This window comes from Janthinobacterium sp. PSRC1-1, from assembly GCF_049897525.1.
GTDB lineage: Bacteria > Pseudomonadota > Gammaproteobacteria > Burkholderiales > Burkholderiaceae_D > Janthinobacterium > Janthinobacterium tructae.
Map to the genome: position 1 here is coordinate 40,808 of NZ_JAFCWK010000009.1, position 14,883 is coordinate 55,690.

Genomic DNA, 14,883 nt, shown 5'->3' on the forward strand with positions numbered 1-14,883 from the left:
AAGATTAATAGGCGAGGCTGGCCACGTAGGGGGCAGGCAAGGGTAAAGCCTGCAAGCGGCAGGTCGGCGCGGCCCCGTTCCACTCTGCCAGTTGCAGGCCGGAGTACTTGAGCGCCGCCTCGCGCGCCGTCCACGCCTGCGCCAGCCGCAGCGGACGCTGTGCATCGGGGCAGGCGGCCAGTTTCTCGGCCACCTGCGGCCCCAGGTAATCGCGCGCCACATTCGCCCAGTCGGGAACGTCCTGTACGCGCATCACGTCGATGCCGACGGCGCCGTGCAGATGGATGGCGGCCAGCGAGATGCCCTCATCGTGGGTCAATGACAAACCTGCCGCGCGGCCGGCCAGCAGCAAACGGGGAGGATCGCCCGGCGTCGACTCCACCGCAATCGATTCGATATCCACCTTCAGCCACTGCGCCGCCGCCTCGCGCACGGCCTGGCGCAGGCGCGTGCGCGCTGCCATACGGGACGGCGGCGGCACGATGCCGATCACCAGCACGCCGTCGCCCGCCCACAGCACGGTAAAATCCATCAGCTACGCAAAGGCGCCGCCGGGCAGCCGGCCCAGTTGCTGCCGGCGGGGATATGTTCACCCTTCATCACCAGGGTCAACGGTCCCAGGCGCGCATTGTCGCCCACCTTGGCGCTGTACAGCACGGAGCTGCGCGGGCCCATGTAGACGCGCCGGCCGATGTCCACGTGGTCGATCTTCATCACGCGGTCTTCGAACAAATGCGTCTGCGGGCAGGTCAGCGCATTGAGTTCGCTGTAGTCGCCGATATGCACGCAGTCGAATTCCGTGATGTCCGTCGTGTCCATGTAGACGCCGCGGCCGATCTTGCAGCCGAACAGGCGGAAGGCCAGCGGCAGCCACGGCGTGCCGCGCAGGTAGCGCATGAAGTTGGGCACGGCGATCCCTTCATACAGATTGGTCACGCCTTCGGAGATCCACACGAACGGCGTCCACATGGGCGCCGCGTGCTTGCGGTAGCGTCCCAGCAGCAGCCACTTGAACAGCACCACCACCAAAAAGTTGCCGATGCCGTAGGCGATGCCGGCAATCGCCAGGTCGCCCACCACTTCGCCCCAGCGCCCGGCGCCCGCGATCGGCATCACGTCCAGCACCAGGGTGTAGCCGACGGCGATCACCACCGCATGCGGCGCGACGATGCGGAAGGCTTCGATCAGGCTGCGGCCCAGGCGGCGCAGGATGGATGGCTTGAAGGTCAGGTGCTCGGCAAAACCGCTGACCTGTTCGCGCGCGGGCAGGTGCATCGGGGGAGAACCGAGCCAGGTATCGCCGCTGTGCATCTGCGCATTGCGCGGCGCATGCGTGTGCACGCCGATCAGCACGTGTTCTGGCAGCACGGTGCCGTCCGGGATATAGCTGCCGTTGCCGACAAAGCTGCGGTGCGAGATGACGGTGGGGCGCATGGTCATCCAGCCGCCGTCGATCTGCTCGTCGCCCAGCATGACGGCGTCGGCGATGAAGGTGTCGTCGCCCAGGGTCAGCATGTCGGGCACCACGCCCAGCGCCGTGGAAATCTCGGCGCCTTTGCCCACCTTGGCGCCCAGCAGGCGGTACCAGTACGGCGCGTAGACGGTGGCGTAAATGCCATGCAGCACGTTCAGGCTCGATTCCTGGATATGGCTGACCAGCCACTTGGCGCAATAGATATTGCTGTGCACGGGCGAGCTGCCCGGCTTCAGGCGGGGCAGCGCGCCCCAGCGGATGGCGGCCGACAGCAGGGCGGTCAGCACGATCAGCACGGCGCTGGCGGGGAAGGCCAGCAGGAAGTAGCGGGCCAGCTGGGTCGTCACGTCGCGGCCCTGCAGCCACGGCATCATTTCGCGTTCGTCGAACCAGTCGATCAGCACGAAGCTGGGGAAGACGGGCATGAAGAACAGCACGGCGATGAGGACCATGCCGAAGCAGAAGAACAGGGTTTCGCCCGTCAGGCGCAGGCGCGAGACGGCGGGGCGCGGCGGCTGGCTGGCCCGGTCGTAGGGGCCGATGTCGCGCGCGGGCGAACCGGTCCAGACCCTGCCCGCCGGCACGCTCACGCCATCGGCCAGCGCCGATTGTCCCTCCAGGTGGCCGAAGGCGCCTACGCTGGTATTGCCTTCCAAAATCGCGTAAGAGCTGATGCAGGCATCGTCGCCGACGCTGATCCGGCCCAGCAGCAGACGGCCCCGTTCCACGCGGGCGTTTTCAAAGTTGACGGCATTGCCGACGCTGACGTTGTCGCCGATGGACAGCAGGTCGGGCGCGCGCAGGGTCATCGAGCCGATGACCACTTCCTTGCCCACCTTCGCGCCCAGCGCGCGCAGCCACCAGCTGTTCAGCGACGAGCCGCTGAGCAGATACGCGGGCGCCGATTCGACCAGGCGGTCGGCCAGCCACCAGCGGTAGTACGTGACGCCCCACAGCGGATAGCTGCCCGGCTTCATACGCCCGGCGATCAGCCACTTGCCGGCGATCGCGATGGCAAATTCGGCCAGGGTGGCGAGCAAGAACACGACTATCGAGGCGGCGATGGCGCGCGGCACGGTGTCTCCCGTGTCGCCCGTGAAGAAGTGGTAGGTGAAAAACGGCGCCATCCACTGCGCCATGCGCAAGGTGACGAGGCCCGGCACGGCCGCCGCCTGGGCCGCGCCGCACAGCCAGCGCTTCATGGCCGATGGCGGCGTCCAATCCGCTTCCGGCGTGGACAGCGCGGGCGCCTCGTTCAGCACGGCGGCGATCTTGCCGATCTGGCGATTGTGATAAATGTCGCGTACCGTCATGTGGGCATAGGCCGGGTCGGCGCGCAGGGTGGACGCCAGGCGCGCGGCCAGGAAGGAGTGGCCACCGAGGTCGCTGAAGAAGTCCAACTGGCGCCGTATCGGCTGGCCCGGGAACAGTGTCGCCAGCGCCGCGAACAGGGCCGCTTCGGCCGGCGTTTCCGGCACGTCCGATTCGCCCGCCTCGCCGGCCGGCGGCGTCGAGAGCGGCATGGCCTTCAGCGCCTTCCGGTCGATCTTGCCGGACGTCAGGCGCGGCATCAGCGGCAGCAGTTCAAAGCGGCCCGGCACCATGTAGGGCGGCAAATGCAGGTTCAGGGCCGCGCGCAGGGTTTTCGCCGCCAGGGCCTCGTCGGGGGCATCGTCGCTGCCGACGATGTAGGCCACCAGCTGGTCGATGCCATCATCCTTGCGCAGCAACACGGCCACCGTGCCCACGCCCGCCTGCTGCGCCAGCACGGCTTCGATCTCGCCCAGTTCCACGCGAAAGCCGCGAATTTTCACCTGGTCGTCGGCGCGGCCCAGGCACAGCACCTGGCCATCAGGATCGATGCGGGCCAGGTCGCCCGTGCGGTACAGGCGTGCGTCGTCTGGCCCCGTGCTCCAGGGATTGGGCAGGAATTTTTCCACGGTCAGGTCGGGCCGGCCCAGGTAGCCCTCGGCCAGGCCGGGGCCGATGATGCACAGCTCCCCCGTCTCGCCGCGTGGCAGCAGAACCAGCGGACGGTTTTCTCCCGGCTCGGCCACCTGCAGCACCAGCAAGCCATAGTTGGGCAGCGGCGTGCCGATGGTGACGGCTTCGCCGGGCCGCAGGCGCGCCAGGCTGCACGAGACGGTCGCCTCCGTGGGGCCATAGGTGTTGAACATGGCGCGGCCCGGGCGCGACCAGCGCTCGACCAGGGACTCGGGGCACATCTCGCCGCCCAGGTTGATCAGGCGCAGGCTCGGCACGTCCTCGGCGAACAGGGCCAGCAGGGTCGGCACGGCATGCAGCACGGTGACGTGGTTGGCTGCCAGCGCGCGCGGCAAGGCTTCCGGGTCGCCCGAGATGTCCTTCGGTCCCAGCCACAGGGTGGCGCCCACCAGGTAGGCGATCCAGATTTCCTCGAACGACATGTCGAAGGCGACGGAAAAGCCCTGGTAGACGGTATCGGCTTGCGTCACTTCCAGCACGGCGTTTTCGCTGCGCAGGAAGTGGCAGATGCTGCGTTGATTGATCAGGATGCCCTTGGGTTTGCCCGTCGAGCCGGAGGTGTAGATCACATACGCAGGGTGTGCGGGCAGCACGGCGCTGCGCGCGGGCAGCAGTTCGCCCGGTGCGGCGGGGGCCAGCAGGCTTTCCGCCGTCCACACGGGGCGCACGATGCCGGCATCAGCCAGGCGCGGCGCGAACTGCGCGCAGCTGACGACGCCAAAGCCGTTGGCGTCATCGAGGCACACCTGCAGGCGTTCCACTGGCGTGTCTTCATCGACGGGCAGCCAGGCGGCGCCCGCCTTGGCAATCGCCGCCTGCATCAGCAGCAGAGCGGCGCCGCGCGGCAGCCACAGGCCCACGATGTCGCCTGGCTTGACGCCGGCCGCCACCAGGCGCGACGCCGCCAGGCCCGCCTGGGCATCGAGTTCGGCGTAGCTGATGCGGCGTTCGCCATCGATCAGCGCGATCTGCTGCGGGCAGCGGCGCGCCGTCGCTTCCAGCAGGTCGGCCAGCACTTCCTCGCGCAGCAGATCCGGTCGCGGCGGGCCGTACAGGATGTCGGCGTGGGTGGAAGGGGTGCCTGGGCTGACTGCGGTGAAATCGTTCATGGATGACGCTTATCTGTAATGCGGAGTGAGGAATCTGACGGGCTGCGCATGGTGCGTGGCACAGTCGATACATTACAGTACCCCAGACATTTCAGCGTTGCAGAACGGGGAATTTTGTGGATCTTTCAGCAATTATGTGACTGCAGGATCAATTGCCATGATTACGGAATGTAAAACGGGGAAACATGGCGCCGATTTGCGCCAGCGTGCCCGCCGCCGGATAGCCGTGCAGGGGGCGGCCGGCCAGCGCCGCATCCGCGCAGCCTTCGGCGCGGAACTGCTGCAGCACGTAGTTGTCGACGCCTTTGGCGGCCAGCGTGGTGGCCAGGGCCAGCAGCTGTTCGTCCGGCAGCAAGTCCGGGTGGGTGGTGGTGCGGCATTCGTAGGCCACGCCGCTGGCGAGGATGGCGTCCAGGCAGGCGCGCGCCGGGTCGCCGCTGCCGGCCACGCGGGTCACATGACGATAGTCGGCAAACGGCGCCTTGATGTCGAAGCCCACCCAATCGACCAGGGGCAGCACTTCCTGCAGGCGCTGCGGATAGATGCAAGCCGTGTGCAGGCCGACGCCGAACCCCAGTTCCCTGACGTCCTGCATGGCGCGCGCCAGCGCCGGGTCCATGCACGCCTCGCCGCCGCTGAAGACGACGGCGTCGACCAGGCCCACGCGGCGGCGCAGCCAGGTCAGGACGTCCTGCCACGGCATGGTGCCCTGCGGCGTGCGCGCCTGCAGGTGCGGATTGTGGCAATAGCCGCAACGCCAGGGGCAGCCCTGCACGAACACCACGGCCGCCAGCTTGCCCGGGTAGTCGGTGGCGGAAAAGGGCGTCAGGCCGCCCACTTTCAACTCAGCCACGGCAGGCGGGCTGGCCAACCCGGGCGCTCGCTTCCGTAAAGTACTGGCGCTCGTGGAATTCGCCCTGCTTGCCGATGTTGAACGAGGCGACGGGGCGGTGGTAGCCCATCACGCGCGTCCAGATTTCGCAGCGCTGGCGTTCGCTGTCGAGCAGGGTGATGGCGGGAGTGAAGTCGGGACGTGCGTTCATGGTGTTTCCTCAAGTGATGGAACAGGGTGGGCTTGCTTGCGGGCGATCAGTTCGGCGTCGCAGGTGGGACAAAATTCATGTTTGCCGGCCAGGTAGCCGTGGCGCGGGCAGATGGAAAACGTGGGCGTGACCGTGATGTAGGGCAGCGAAAAGCGGCTCAGGGCGCGTTTGACCAGTTCGCGGCAGGCATTCGCATCCGACAGCGCTTCGGTCATGTACAGGTGCAGCACGGTGCCGCCCGTGTACTTGCGCTGCAGCGCGTCCTGCAATTCCAGCGCTTCGAACGGGTCGTCCGTATGGCCCACGGGCAGTTGCGACGAGTTCGTGTAATACGGATTGTCGCTTGTTCCCGCCTGCAGGATGGCGGGATAGCGTTTGCGGTCTTCGCGGGCGAAGCGGTAGGTCGTGCCCTCGGCCGGCGTCGCTTCCAGGTTGTACATGTGGCCCGTCTCTTCCTGGAATGCCACCATGCGGGCGCGCACGTGGTCGAGCAGGCGTATCGCCAGCGCATGGCCCTCGGCGGACGTGATGTCCCAGGCGTCGCCGCTGAAATTGCGGATCATCTCGTTGATGCCGTTGACGCCCAGCGTGGAAAAGTGGTTGCGCAGGGTGCCCAGGTAGCGCTTCGTGTAGGGGAACAGGCCTTGCTGCATCAGTTCCTCGATGGTGCGGCGCTTGATTTCCAGGCTGGTCTTGCCCAGCTCCAGCAGGCGGTCCAGGTCGGCCATCAGTGCCGCTTCGTCGCCGCGCCACAGGTGGCCCAGGCGCGCGCAGTTGATCGTCACCACGCCCAGGGAACCCGTCTGCTCGGCGGAACCGAACAGGCCATTGCCGCGTTTGAGCAGTTCGCGCAAGTCCAGCTGCAAGCGGCAGCACATGGAGCGGATCATGTTCGGCTTGAGTTCCGAATTGATGAAATTCTGGAAGTAGGGCAGGCCGTAGCGGGCCGTCATCTCGAACAGGCGTTCCGCATTCTCGCTATGCCAGTCGAAATCCTCGGTGATGTTATAGGTGGGGATGGGGAAGGTGAAGACGCGGCCCTTGGCGTCGCCCGCCATCATGATCTCGATGTAGGCGCGGTTGATCATGTCCATCTCGGCCTGCAACTCGCCATAGCTGAAGTCCATCTCCTGGCCGGCGATGACGGGAATCTGCTCGCGCAGGTCGTCCGGGCAGACCCAGTCGAAGGTCAGGTTGGTAAACGGCGTCTGCGTGCCCCAGCGCGATGGCACGTTGAGGTTGAAGATCAGCTCCTGCATGTACTGGCGCACGTCTTCGTAGCGCAGGCCGTCCTTGCGGATGTAGGGCGCCATGTAAGTGTCGAAGGAGCTGAACGCCTGCGCGCCGGCCCATTCGTTTTGCAGGGTGCCGAGAAAATTGACGATCTGGCCGATGGCGCTCGACATGTGTTTCGGCGGGCCCGATTCGATCTTGCCCGGCACGCCATTCAAGCCTTCATGCAGCAGGGTGCGCAGCGACCAGCCGGCGCAATAGCCGGCCAGCATGTCGAGGTCGTGGATGTGCAGCGCCGCTTCGCGGTGCGCCGCGCCCACTTCCGGCGGATACACCTGGTCCAGCCAGTAGTTGGCGATGACCTTGCCCGACACATTGAGGATCAGGCCACCCAGCGAGTAACCCTGGTTGGCGTTGGCGTTGACGCGCCAGTCGCGCCGCTCCAGGTATTCATTGATGGACGCGGCGACATCGACCTGGCCGCGCGTGGGGGAAACTGCATTCGTCGTCATGAAACCTCCAATAAACACAACATGCGGTGTTTTTATGAAGGTTATCTACTAAATGTAGTGCCGTCAAAGGTGGCGTGCAAGCGATTCGCGTATCCTTGATCCAGGTGAAAAAACCACCTCAGCCGGTTTTGTTCCAGCGCGTTTCGCGCAGGATCAGCCAGCTCGCGCAAAAGAACGCGGCGCCGCAGGCGGCGATGCTGGCGACGGAAGCGGGCAGCACGTGAGCCCAGATTTCCAGCGGCGTATAGGTGCTCCAGCTGGCCACGCGCGCATCGAACGTGACGTAATTCGCCAGCAGCCAGTAGATGGCCAGCAGGCCCGTGCAGATGGCGGCCTGACGCCGCAGCGGCAGTTGGCGGCGCGCGAACACGGCCAGCAGGAACAGCAGCAGCACGCCCGGATAGGCGCCCAGCACCTCGGGCGACAGCACGGAGATGGTGCCCGCGTCATAGCCATCGGCCGGCCCGGCCCACTGCACTTGCAGCGCGGTGAGGAACAGGGTCAGAAGGAAAATCAGCAGCGGTTTGCGGGTCATGGTTGGCAATCGAAGAGGAAGAAAAGTGGGGCATTTTACAGCCAGGTCAAGCAAGTTGAAGGTGCGCCAGCCATGCATGCATTCCTTCACCTGCGTCAAGGACTGGGCGGCATGGGCGGGGCTATAGTCTGCACCCTGAGCCGATACAGGACTGTGAACATCATGATGCTTGAAGCAACCACCGCCACCCGCGTGGCCGGACCGCTGGAACTGGTCTGCCCCGCCGGCAGCCTGCCCGCCCTGAAAGCGGCCGTCGACAATGGCGCCGACACCGTGTACCTGGGCTTTCGCGACGCCACCAATGCGCGCAATTTCGCCGGCCTCAATTTCGACGAGAAGGCCATCGCCGAGGGCGTGCGCTACGCCCATCAATATGGACGCAAGGTGCTGCTGGCGCTGAACACCTATCCGCAGCCGCACAACTGGGCCGTGTGGCGCAGCGCCATCGACCGCGCGGCGCAAGCGGGCATCGACGCCATGATCGTTGCCGATCCGGGCCTGATGGCCTACGCGGCCCAGCACCATCCGCAGCTGCGCCTGCACCTGTCCGTGCAGGGCTCGGCCACCAACTACGAAGCCATCAATTTTTACCATGAACACTTCGGCATCGCCCGCGCCGTGCTGCCGCGCGTGCTGTCGATGGCGCAGGTGGAACAATTGATCAGCAAGACGGAAGTCGAGATCGAAGTGTTCGGCTTCGGCAGCCTGTGCGTGATGGTCGAAGGGCGCTGCGCGCTGTCGTCGTATGCGACGGGCGAGGCGCCGAACACCCACGGCGTATGCTCGCCGGCGAAATCCGTGCGCTGGCTGGAAACGCCGAACGGTCTGGAGTCGCGCCTGAACGGCGTGCTGATCGACCGCTACGCGCCCGGTGAAAACGCCAGCTATCCCACCCTGTGCAAGGGCCGTTTCGAAGTCAATGACGAAGAGTATTACGCGATCGAGGAACCGGCCAGCCTGAACACGCTGGCGCTGCTGCCGCAACTGATCGCCATGGGCGTGCGCGCCGTGAAAATCGAGGGGCGCCAGCGCAGTCCCGCCTACGTGGCGCAGGTGACGCGCGTGTGGCGCGAAGCGATCGACGCCTGCCGCGAAGGCAATCCGCGCTACGCCGTCAAGCCGGGCTGGATGGCGGCCATGGACAAGCTGGCCGAAGGCCAGCAGCACACACTCGGTGCCTACCACCGCTCCTGGAAATAAAGGAAGAACATGCTAAAACTATCGTTGGGCCCTTTGCTGTACTACTGGCCGCGCGCCACCGTCTTCGAGTTTTACCAGCAGATCGCCGGCAGCGCCGTCGAGATCGTGTATCTGGGCGAAACCGTGTGCTCGCGCCGGCATGAAGTGCGCCTGGCCGACTGGCTCGATATCGCCGACCTGCTGGCCGCTGCCGGCAAAGAGGTGGTGCTGTCGACGCAGGCGCTGATCGAGGCGGGCGCCGAACTGGCGACCCTGCGCCGCATCACGGGCAATGGCCGCTATACGGTCGAAGCCAACGACATGGGCGCCGTGCATTGCATGGAAAAGGGCACGTCCTTCGTCGCCGGTCCCCATCTGAACCTGTTCAATGGCCCCAGCCTGCAACTGCTGGCGCGCCTGGGCGCGCGGCGCTGGGTGATGCCGCTGGAAATGGGGCAGACGGCGCTGGCCGAGATGCAGCGCCAGAAACCGGAAGGGCTGGAGACGGAAGTGTTCGCCTACGGCCGCATGCCGCTGGCGTTTTCCGCGCGCTGCTTCACGGCGCGCAACCGCAACCTGCCGAAGGACGACTGCGGCTACAGCTGCCTGGAAGAGCCGGACGGCCTGCTGCTGCGCACGCGCGACGAGGTGCCCTTCCTCGTACTGAACGGCACGCAGACGCAGTCGGCGCTGGTCTACAACCTGGTGCGCGAACTCGACGCCATGCGCGACATGGGCGTGGCGGTGGCGCGCATCAGCCCGCAGGCCCTGCATACGGAACAAGTCATCGCCATTTTCGACCGCGCCCGCCGCGGCCAGGTCAGCGGCGTGGGCGCCCAGGCCCAGCTGGCGGCCTGCCAGCCGGCCGGCGCCTGCGACGGCTACTGGCACGGCCAGCCCGGCATGGAACAGCACGCCGCTCATTGAACGCATCGAAAGGAAGCACCATGCAAGATCAACTGGAAAGATTGCCCATCCCGGCCAAGCCCGCCATGAGCAAGCCCGCCATGTCGTACCGGCTGCCCGAACCGCTGGCCGAATTATTGTCCAAGCTGCCGCCGTATCCCGCCTCCTGGCTGTTCGTGCAAGGCCTGAACCGCCTGCTGGCGCCGCAATTGCCCGACGATGTGCGGCTTAGCCTGGAGGGGCGCAGCCTGCGCCTGCGCCTGGTCGACGCGGGCATCGCCTTTGATTTCGAGTGGCAGGGCACGGTGTTCGTGGCCGAGCGCTATGTGGACGTGCCGGACCTGTGCATCGCTGCCAGCGTGCATGACCTGATGCTGCTGGCGCGACGCCAGGAAGATCCTGACACGCTGTTCTTCAGCCGTCGTTTGAGCCTGGAAGGCGATACGGAACTGGGCCTGCTGTTCAAGAATACGCTCGACGCCATCGAGCTGCCGCCGTTCGATTTGCAGGCGCTGGGACCGCGCCGCGTGCTGGCGCATCTGCGCGACCGGGGTGCGCGGGAAGGCTGAGCGGAGCAGGGGGAGCGAAGAATTGCCGCAGCCGGCGTTCAATGGCGGCAGTGGCCGCAGACGCCGCTGCAGGATGGCAGTTGTTCCTCGTCGGAGGCCTCGCCCATGAAGCCGGCATCGTTGACGGCGGCCAGCAGGCGCTCCTGCGTGGCCAGCCGTTCGTCAAATTGCACCGTGGCGCCGTGGCGCGCCAGCGAGACGCACACGGTGGCCACACCCGTGACGGCCTCGAGCGCGCCCGTCAGCCTGTCGGCGCAGCCTTCGTGATCCATCCCGATAATATTCAAGCGTGCTGTCTGCATGGGTTCCTCTTGTTTTTCAGATAAAAAAACAGCGTAGGCGAGCGGTGCGCATGCCGTCCAGAGCCGCACGCAAGATTTATTTTCTATTTGCGGTTTTATTGATCTGGATTAATTCCAGCGGCGCGTGGGCAGCTTGAAACTGCTGTTGTTGGATACACCGTCGCCCTGTTGGCGTCGACAAGCGTACCCTGCAGCGCAATATTATTGTTATTGCAATATCGCCGATGCGGACGCTGCACGGAAGGGACCTATGCGCTGGCGCTGCTTCATCCAGGCTTGCCACAGGAGACGCCGCTGGCGCGCAAGGCACTCTGGTATCGTCCAAAAACATTACTATTAGTATTGTTGAGCTATGTCAAATAGCCGCCTCAATCGTGCGCACGATGTTTGATGAAACGCAAAGCGAGTTCAACAGAACACCTGTTGACACTTGTAAAATTTTCACCGAACATGATTCCTCGTAACAACATTTCCCCGGTACGGGCCTTCAGGGCCGGTGCTGCGTGGGCCCCTGTACGCCCGTTCATCCGCCAGCGCCTGCCAGCCCGAGAACGGGTAACCAACCGTCACTTTTCGAAGGTTTGCTCATGCTCGATTCGATCACGTCGGTATTGCACCAGGTGCCAGAATTGGCCTTGTTCCTGGCCCTGGCCCTGGGCTATGCGCTAGGGCAGATACGCTTCGGTCCCATCCAGTTGGGCGGCGTGTGCGGTACCCTGATCGCCGCGCTGCTGATCGGCCAGCTGGGCATCACCCTGGACGCCAGCGTCAAGAATGTCTTCTTCATGCTGTTCATCTTTGCCCTTGGCTATGCGGGCGGTCCCCAGTTCTTTGCCAACCTGAATGCCAAGGGCTTGCGCTTGGGAATACTCTGCCTGATCGAAGTGGTGGTGGTGCTGGCGCTGGTGCTGCTGGCCACGCGTTTCCTGGGCCTCGACCAAGGCACGGCGGCCGGCATGATGGCGGGCGCGGCGACGGAATCGGCCGTCGTCGGCACGGCCACGGACGCCATCTCCAAACTGGCGCTGCCGGCGGCGCGCATCGCCGAGCTGCAAGCCAACGTGGTCACCGCGTATTCCATCACGTATATCTTCGGCCTGATCGCCATCGTCATCGTCACCAGCCAGATTTTCCCGCTGTTGTTGCGCGTCAACCTGCGCGAGGAAGCGGACAAGCTGTGGGAAAAGATGGGCGGCGCGCAGACCGATGGCGACGGGGTGCAGGCCACGCCGGAAATGGTGGGCCGCGCCTACCGCATCAGTCGTGGCGCGGGACGCCGCCTCGATGCCTTGCAGCATATTTTCGCGGGCCGCGCCAGCATCACGCGCGTGCGCCGGCACGGCAAGGTGCTGGACCTGGAACCGGCATTGCGCCTGCGCGCCAACGATGAAGTGCTGGTGATCGGCCACCGTCCCGCGCTGGTGGCTGCCGAAGCCGTCCTGGGCGAAGAATTTGCCGACACGACAGGCTTGAACATGGCCGTCTCGGCCGTCGAAGTGGTGCTGCAGCAAGCCGCGCTGGTGGGCCAGCCCCTGCGCCAGCTGGCCTTGCCCTCCGGCGTGCATGTGGCGGCCGTCGTGCGTGGCGAGCACAGCATGCCGCCCCTGCCGGACCTGGCCTTGCAGCGCGACGACGTGCTGCGCCTGTATGGCACGGCGGAAGGGCGCGAGCTGACCACGGCGCTGGCCGCCATCGGCAAGCGCGTGCCCACCGGGGACCGCAGCAATATCGTCTACGCCAGCATCGGCATCGTGCTCGGTGTGTATATCGGCGGCTTTACCGCCAAGCTGGGCGGCATCCCGTTTTCGCTGGGCACGGGCGGCGGCGCCTTGCTGACGGGTCTCGTGTTCGGCTGGTACCAGGCGCGCAAGCCGGGCATGCAGGGCATCCCCTCGAGCGCGCTCGACATGATGAAGGATATCGGCCTGGCCACCTTCATCGCCTGCGTGGGGCTGGCCTCGGGACCGCAGGCGATCGACCTGGTCCGCCAGTACGGGCTGTCGCTGCCGCTGATGGGCGTGCTCATCGCCGTCATCCCCGCGTCGATTTCCCTGTGCGTCGGGCACTTTTTCCTCAAGCTGGAAGCGCCCGTTCTGCTGGGCGCCATCGCCGGCCAGCAGTGCAGCACGCCGGCCCTGTCGGCCGTGCAGAACGCGGCCGGCAACTCGACGCCCTTGCTCGGCTACACGATCACGTATGCCATCTCGAACGTGGTGCTGCCTCTGCTGGGGCCGCTCATCGTGGCCCTGGCCGGCTCCGTCCACGCATAAGCCGCCCGCAAGGGCACAGGCAGTAAAGAATTCCTTCAACACGAAAGGCGGTCCGTATGGAATGGTTGCATGAGTTATTCAAGAAGTCGCCCGAAATTGCCTTGTTTCTCTCCCTGGCAGTGGGTTACTACATCGGCAAGATCAAGTTCGGCTCGTTCCAGCTGGGCGGGGTCGCCGGTTCACTGCTGGTGGCGGTCCTCGTCAGCCAGGTAGGCGTGGCCATCGATCCCGGCGTCAAGTCGGTGCTGTTCGCCCTGTTCATTTACGCGGTCGGCTATGAAAGCGGACCGCAGTTCTTCAATTCCCTGGGACGCCAGTCGGTGCGCGAAATCATCCTGGCCGTGGTGCTGGCCGTGACGGCGCTGCTGACGGTGGTCATCATGGCCAAGGTCTTTGGCCTGGACAAGGGCCTGGCGGCCGGCGTGGCGGCGGGCGGCTTGACGCAGTCGGCCATCATCGGCACGGCCGGCGACGCGATCACCAAGCTGGGCCTGGCGGCCGACGAGGTGGCGCGCTTGCAGGGCAACGTGGCCGTCGGCTATGCCGTGACGTACGTGTTCGGCTCGTTTGGGGCCATCATCGTCTGCGTCAATATCTTGCCGAAACTCATGGGTCGCACCATCCGCGAAGATGCGATCAAGGCGGAAACGGCGCTGCAGGCGGGCGTGCAGGTGCTGGGACCGGGCCAGACGCCGGCCGCGCCCGACTTGATCGGCCGCATCTACGACGTGGGCCCCGGCGCCGGACGCTCGGTGGCGGAGATCGAAAGCGCCCATCCGAGCACGGCCATCACCATCGAGCGCGTGAAACGCAATGGCCAAATCATCGACGTCAGCCCGGATCTGGTGCTGGCGGCCGACGATATCGTACTGCTGGTGGGCCGGCGCGAAGCCATGCTCAGCGTCTCTTCCCAGCTGGGCAAGGAATTGCTGGCCGTCGAAGGCATGGAACTGGTGATGCAGCGCCGCGACATGGTGCTGACCAACAAGGCTTACCACAACAAGACGGTGGGCGAAATTCGCAGCGCGACGGCGCCCGGCGTGCGTCACGGCATCTTTGTCGTGCAACTGAGCCGCATGGGCAAGATCTTGCCCATGCAACCGGAAACCATCGTACAGACGGGTGACGTGGTGACCATCTATGGCGCCGAGCAGGACGTCAAGCGCGTGGCGGCTGAAGTGGGCTACATGATCGTGCCGAGCGCCAAGACGGACTTCGTCTACATGGGCGCCGGCCTCGTCGTCGGCCTGCTGGTGGGCTTGCTGGTGGCGCGCATCGGCTCGATTCCGCTGACACTGGGCAGTGGCGGCGGCGTGCTGCTGTCGGGCCTGGTATTCGGCTGGTTCCGCGCCAAGCGCCAGACCTTTGGCTACATGCCCAGCGGCGCCGTGCAGATCCTGAAGGACCTGGGCCTGGCCGGTTTTGTCGCCGTCGTCGGCCTCACGTCCGGCCTGCAAGCCGTGCAAACCGTGCGCGAACACGGCCTGACTCTGTTTGGCGTGGGCGTGGTGGTGACGATCCTGCCGATGATCTTGACCATGCTGATCGGCCGTTACATCTTGCGTTATGACAACGTGGCCATCTTCGCGGGCGCCTTGTCCGGCTCGCGCAGCGCCAATCCCGCGTTCGGCGAAGTGCTGAACGCGGCGCAAAACTCGATTCCCACCGTACCGTTTGCCATCACCTATGCCTTGGCCAACGTTTTCCTGACCTTGCTGGGGCCGCTGATTGTGGCTTTCGTCTGAGT

At 65.4% G+C, this 14,883-nt stretch carries 12 protein-coding genes; 5 read left to right on the forward strand and 7 right to left on the reverse strand.

What is annotated here, in order from left to right; all coding sequences use genetic code 11:
• Positions 1-4: 4 nt before the first annotated feature.
• From ACP7DW_RS19545 to ACP7DW_RS19570, 6 genes are all read right to left on the reverse strand, one after another.
• Entirely contained in the window at positions 5-532 is a 528-nt protein-coding gene (locus tag ACP7DW_RS19545; RefSeq protein ID WP_426056242.1) for a 4'-phosphopantetheinyl transferase family protein, read from the reverse strand.
• Positions 532-4,587, reverse strand: coding sequence for a Pls/PosA family non-ribosomal peptide synthetase (locus ACP7DW_RS19550; RefSeq protein WP_426056243.1), 4,056 nt, complete (start codon positions 4,585-4,587; stop codon positions 532-534). The genes ACP7DW_RS19545 and ACP7DW_RS19550 overlap by 1 nt, the downstream gene beginning before the upstream one ends.
• A 148-nt stretch (positions 4,588-4,735) precedes the next feature.
• Positions 4,736-5,440, reverse strand: coding sequence for an anaerobic ribonucleoside-triphosphate reductase activating protein (locus ACP7DW_RS19555; protein ID WP_426056244.1), 705 nt, complete (start codon positions 5,438-5,440; stop codon positions 4,736-4,738).
• Positions 5,433-5,630 (reverse strand): anaerobic ribonucleoside-triphosphate reductase, encoded by a 198-nt coding sequence (nrdD, locus tag ACP7DW_RS19560; RefSeq protein WP_071078116.1) that lies wholly within the window; start codon positions 5,628-5,630, stop codon positions 5,433-5,435. The genes ACP7DW_RS19555 and nrdD overlap by 8 nt, the downstream gene beginning before the upstream one ends.
• Positions 5,627-7,375 carry a ribonucleoside triphosphate reductase gene (locus ACP7DW_RS19565; RefSeq protein ID WP_426056245.1) on the reverse strand — a complete coding sequence of 583 codons (1,749 nt, stop codon included), beginning with the start codon at positions 7,373-7,375 and terminating at the stop codon, positions 5,627-5,629. Before ACP7DW_RS19565 ends, nrdD begins: the two co-directional genes overlap by 4 nt.
• A 118-nt stretch (positions 7,376-7,493) precedes the next feature.
• Positions 7,494-7,910 (reverse strand): hypothetical protein, encoded by a 417-nt coding sequence (locus ACP7DW_RS19570; protein ID WP_426056246.1) that lies wholly within the window; start codon positions 7,908-7,910, stop codon positions 7,494-7,496.
• Between the two features lie 162 nt (positions 7,911-8,072).
• Here ACP7DW_RS19570 and ubiU point away from each other — a divergent pair, with 162 nt between their 5' ends.
• From ubiU to ubiT, 3 genes are read left to right on the forward strand one after another with little or no spacing between them, the layout of a single operon-like run.
• A complete protein-coding gene (gene ubiU / locus ACP7DW_RS19575) occupies positions 8,073-9,110 on the forward strand; it encodes a ubiquinone anaerobic biosynthesis protein UbiU (protein WP_426056247.1) in 1,038 nt (345 codons plus the stop codon).
• A 9-nt stretch (positions 9,111-9,119) separates the two neighbouring features.
• Positions 9,120-10,016, forward strand: coding sequence for a ubiquinone anaerobic biosynthesis protein UbiV (gene ubiV, locus ACP7DW_RS19580; RefSeq protein WP_426056250.1), 897 nt, complete (start codon positions 9,120-9,122; stop codon positions 10,014-10,016).
• A 20-nt stretch (positions 10,017-10,036) separates the two neighbouring features.
• Positions 10,037-10,564 carry a ubiquinone anaerobic biosynthesis accessory factor UbiT gene (ubiT, locus tag ACP7DW_RS19585; protein ID WP_298407818.1) on the forward strand — a complete coding sequence of 176 codons (528 nt, stop codon included), beginning with the start codon at positions 10,037-10,039 and terminating at the stop codon, positions 10,562-10,564.
• Positions 10,565-10,602: 38 nt separating this feature from the next.
• On the opposite strand, the gene ACP7DW_RS19590 is transcribed toward ubiT, so the two are convergent.
• Positions 10,603-10,866, reverse strand: a complete 264-nt coding sequence (locus tag ACP7DW_RS19590; RefSeq protein WP_298407816.1) for a heavy-metal-associated domain-containing protein — start codon at positions 10,864-10,866, stop codon at positions 10,603-10,605.
• Positions 10,867-11,453: 587 nt separating this feature from the next.
• On the opposite strand from ACP7DW_RS19590, the gene aspT (ACP7DW_RS19595) reads away from it, so the two are divergent.
• Both aspT (ACP7DW_RS19595) and aspT (ACP7DW_RS19600) read left to right on the forward strand, forming a co-directional pair.
• Entirely contained in the window at positions 11,454-13,136 is a 1,683-nt protein-coding gene (gene aspT, locus ACP7DW_RS19595; protein WP_426056251.1) for an aspartate-alanine antiporter, read from the forward strand.
• Positions 13,137-13,192: 56 nt separating this feature from the next.
• Entirely contained in the window at positions 13,193-14,881 is a 1,689-nt protein-coding gene (aspT, locus tag ACP7DW_RS19600; RefSeq protein ID WP_426056252.1) for an aspartate-alanine antiporter, read from the forward strand.
• Positions 14,882-14,883: the final 2 nt, after the last annotated feature.

Coding starts and splice junctions, on each gene's coding strand:
- ACP7DW_RS19545 (WP_426056242.1), bottom strand. CDS start 532: ATGGATTTTACCGTGCTGTGGGCGGGCGACGGCGTGCTGGTGATCGGC.
- ACP7DW_RS19550 (WP_426056243.1), bottom strand. CDS start 4,587: ATGAACGATTTCACCGCAGTCAGCCCAGGCACCCCTTCCACCCACGCC.
- nrdD (WP_071078116.1), bottom strand. CDS start 5,630: ATGAACGCACGTCCCGACTTCACTCCCGCCATCACCCTGCTCGACAGC.
- ACP7DW_RS19565 (WP_426056245.1), bottom strand. CDS start 7,375: ATGACGACGAATGCAGTTTCCCCCACGCGCGGCCAGGTCGATGTCGCC.
- ACP7DW_RS19570 (WP_426056246.1), bottom strand. CDS start 7,910: ATGACCCGCAAACCGCTGCTGATTTTCCTTCTGACCCTGTTCCTCACC.
- ubiU (WP_426056247.1), top strand. CDS start 8,073: ATGATGCTTGAAGCAACCACCGCCACCCGCGTGGCCGGACCGCTGGAA.
- ubiV (WP_426056250.1), top strand. CDS start 9,120: ATGCTAAAACTATCGTTGGGCCCTTTGCTGTACTACTGGCCGCGCGCC.
- ubiT (WP_298407818.1), top strand. CDS start 10,037: ATGCAAGATCAACTGGAAAGATTGCCCATCCCGGCCAAGCCCGCCATG.
- ACP7DW_RS19590 (WP_298407816.1), bottom strand. CDS start 10,866: ATGCAGACAGCACGCTTGAATATTATCGGGATGGATCACGAAGGCTGC.
- aspT (WP_426056251.1), top strand. CDS start 11,454: ATGCTCGATTCGATCACGTCGGTATTGCACCAGGTGCCAGAATTGGCC.
- aspT (WP_426056252.1), top strand. CDS start 13,193: ATGGAATGGTTGCATGAGTTATTCAAGAAGTCGCCCGAAATTGCCTTG.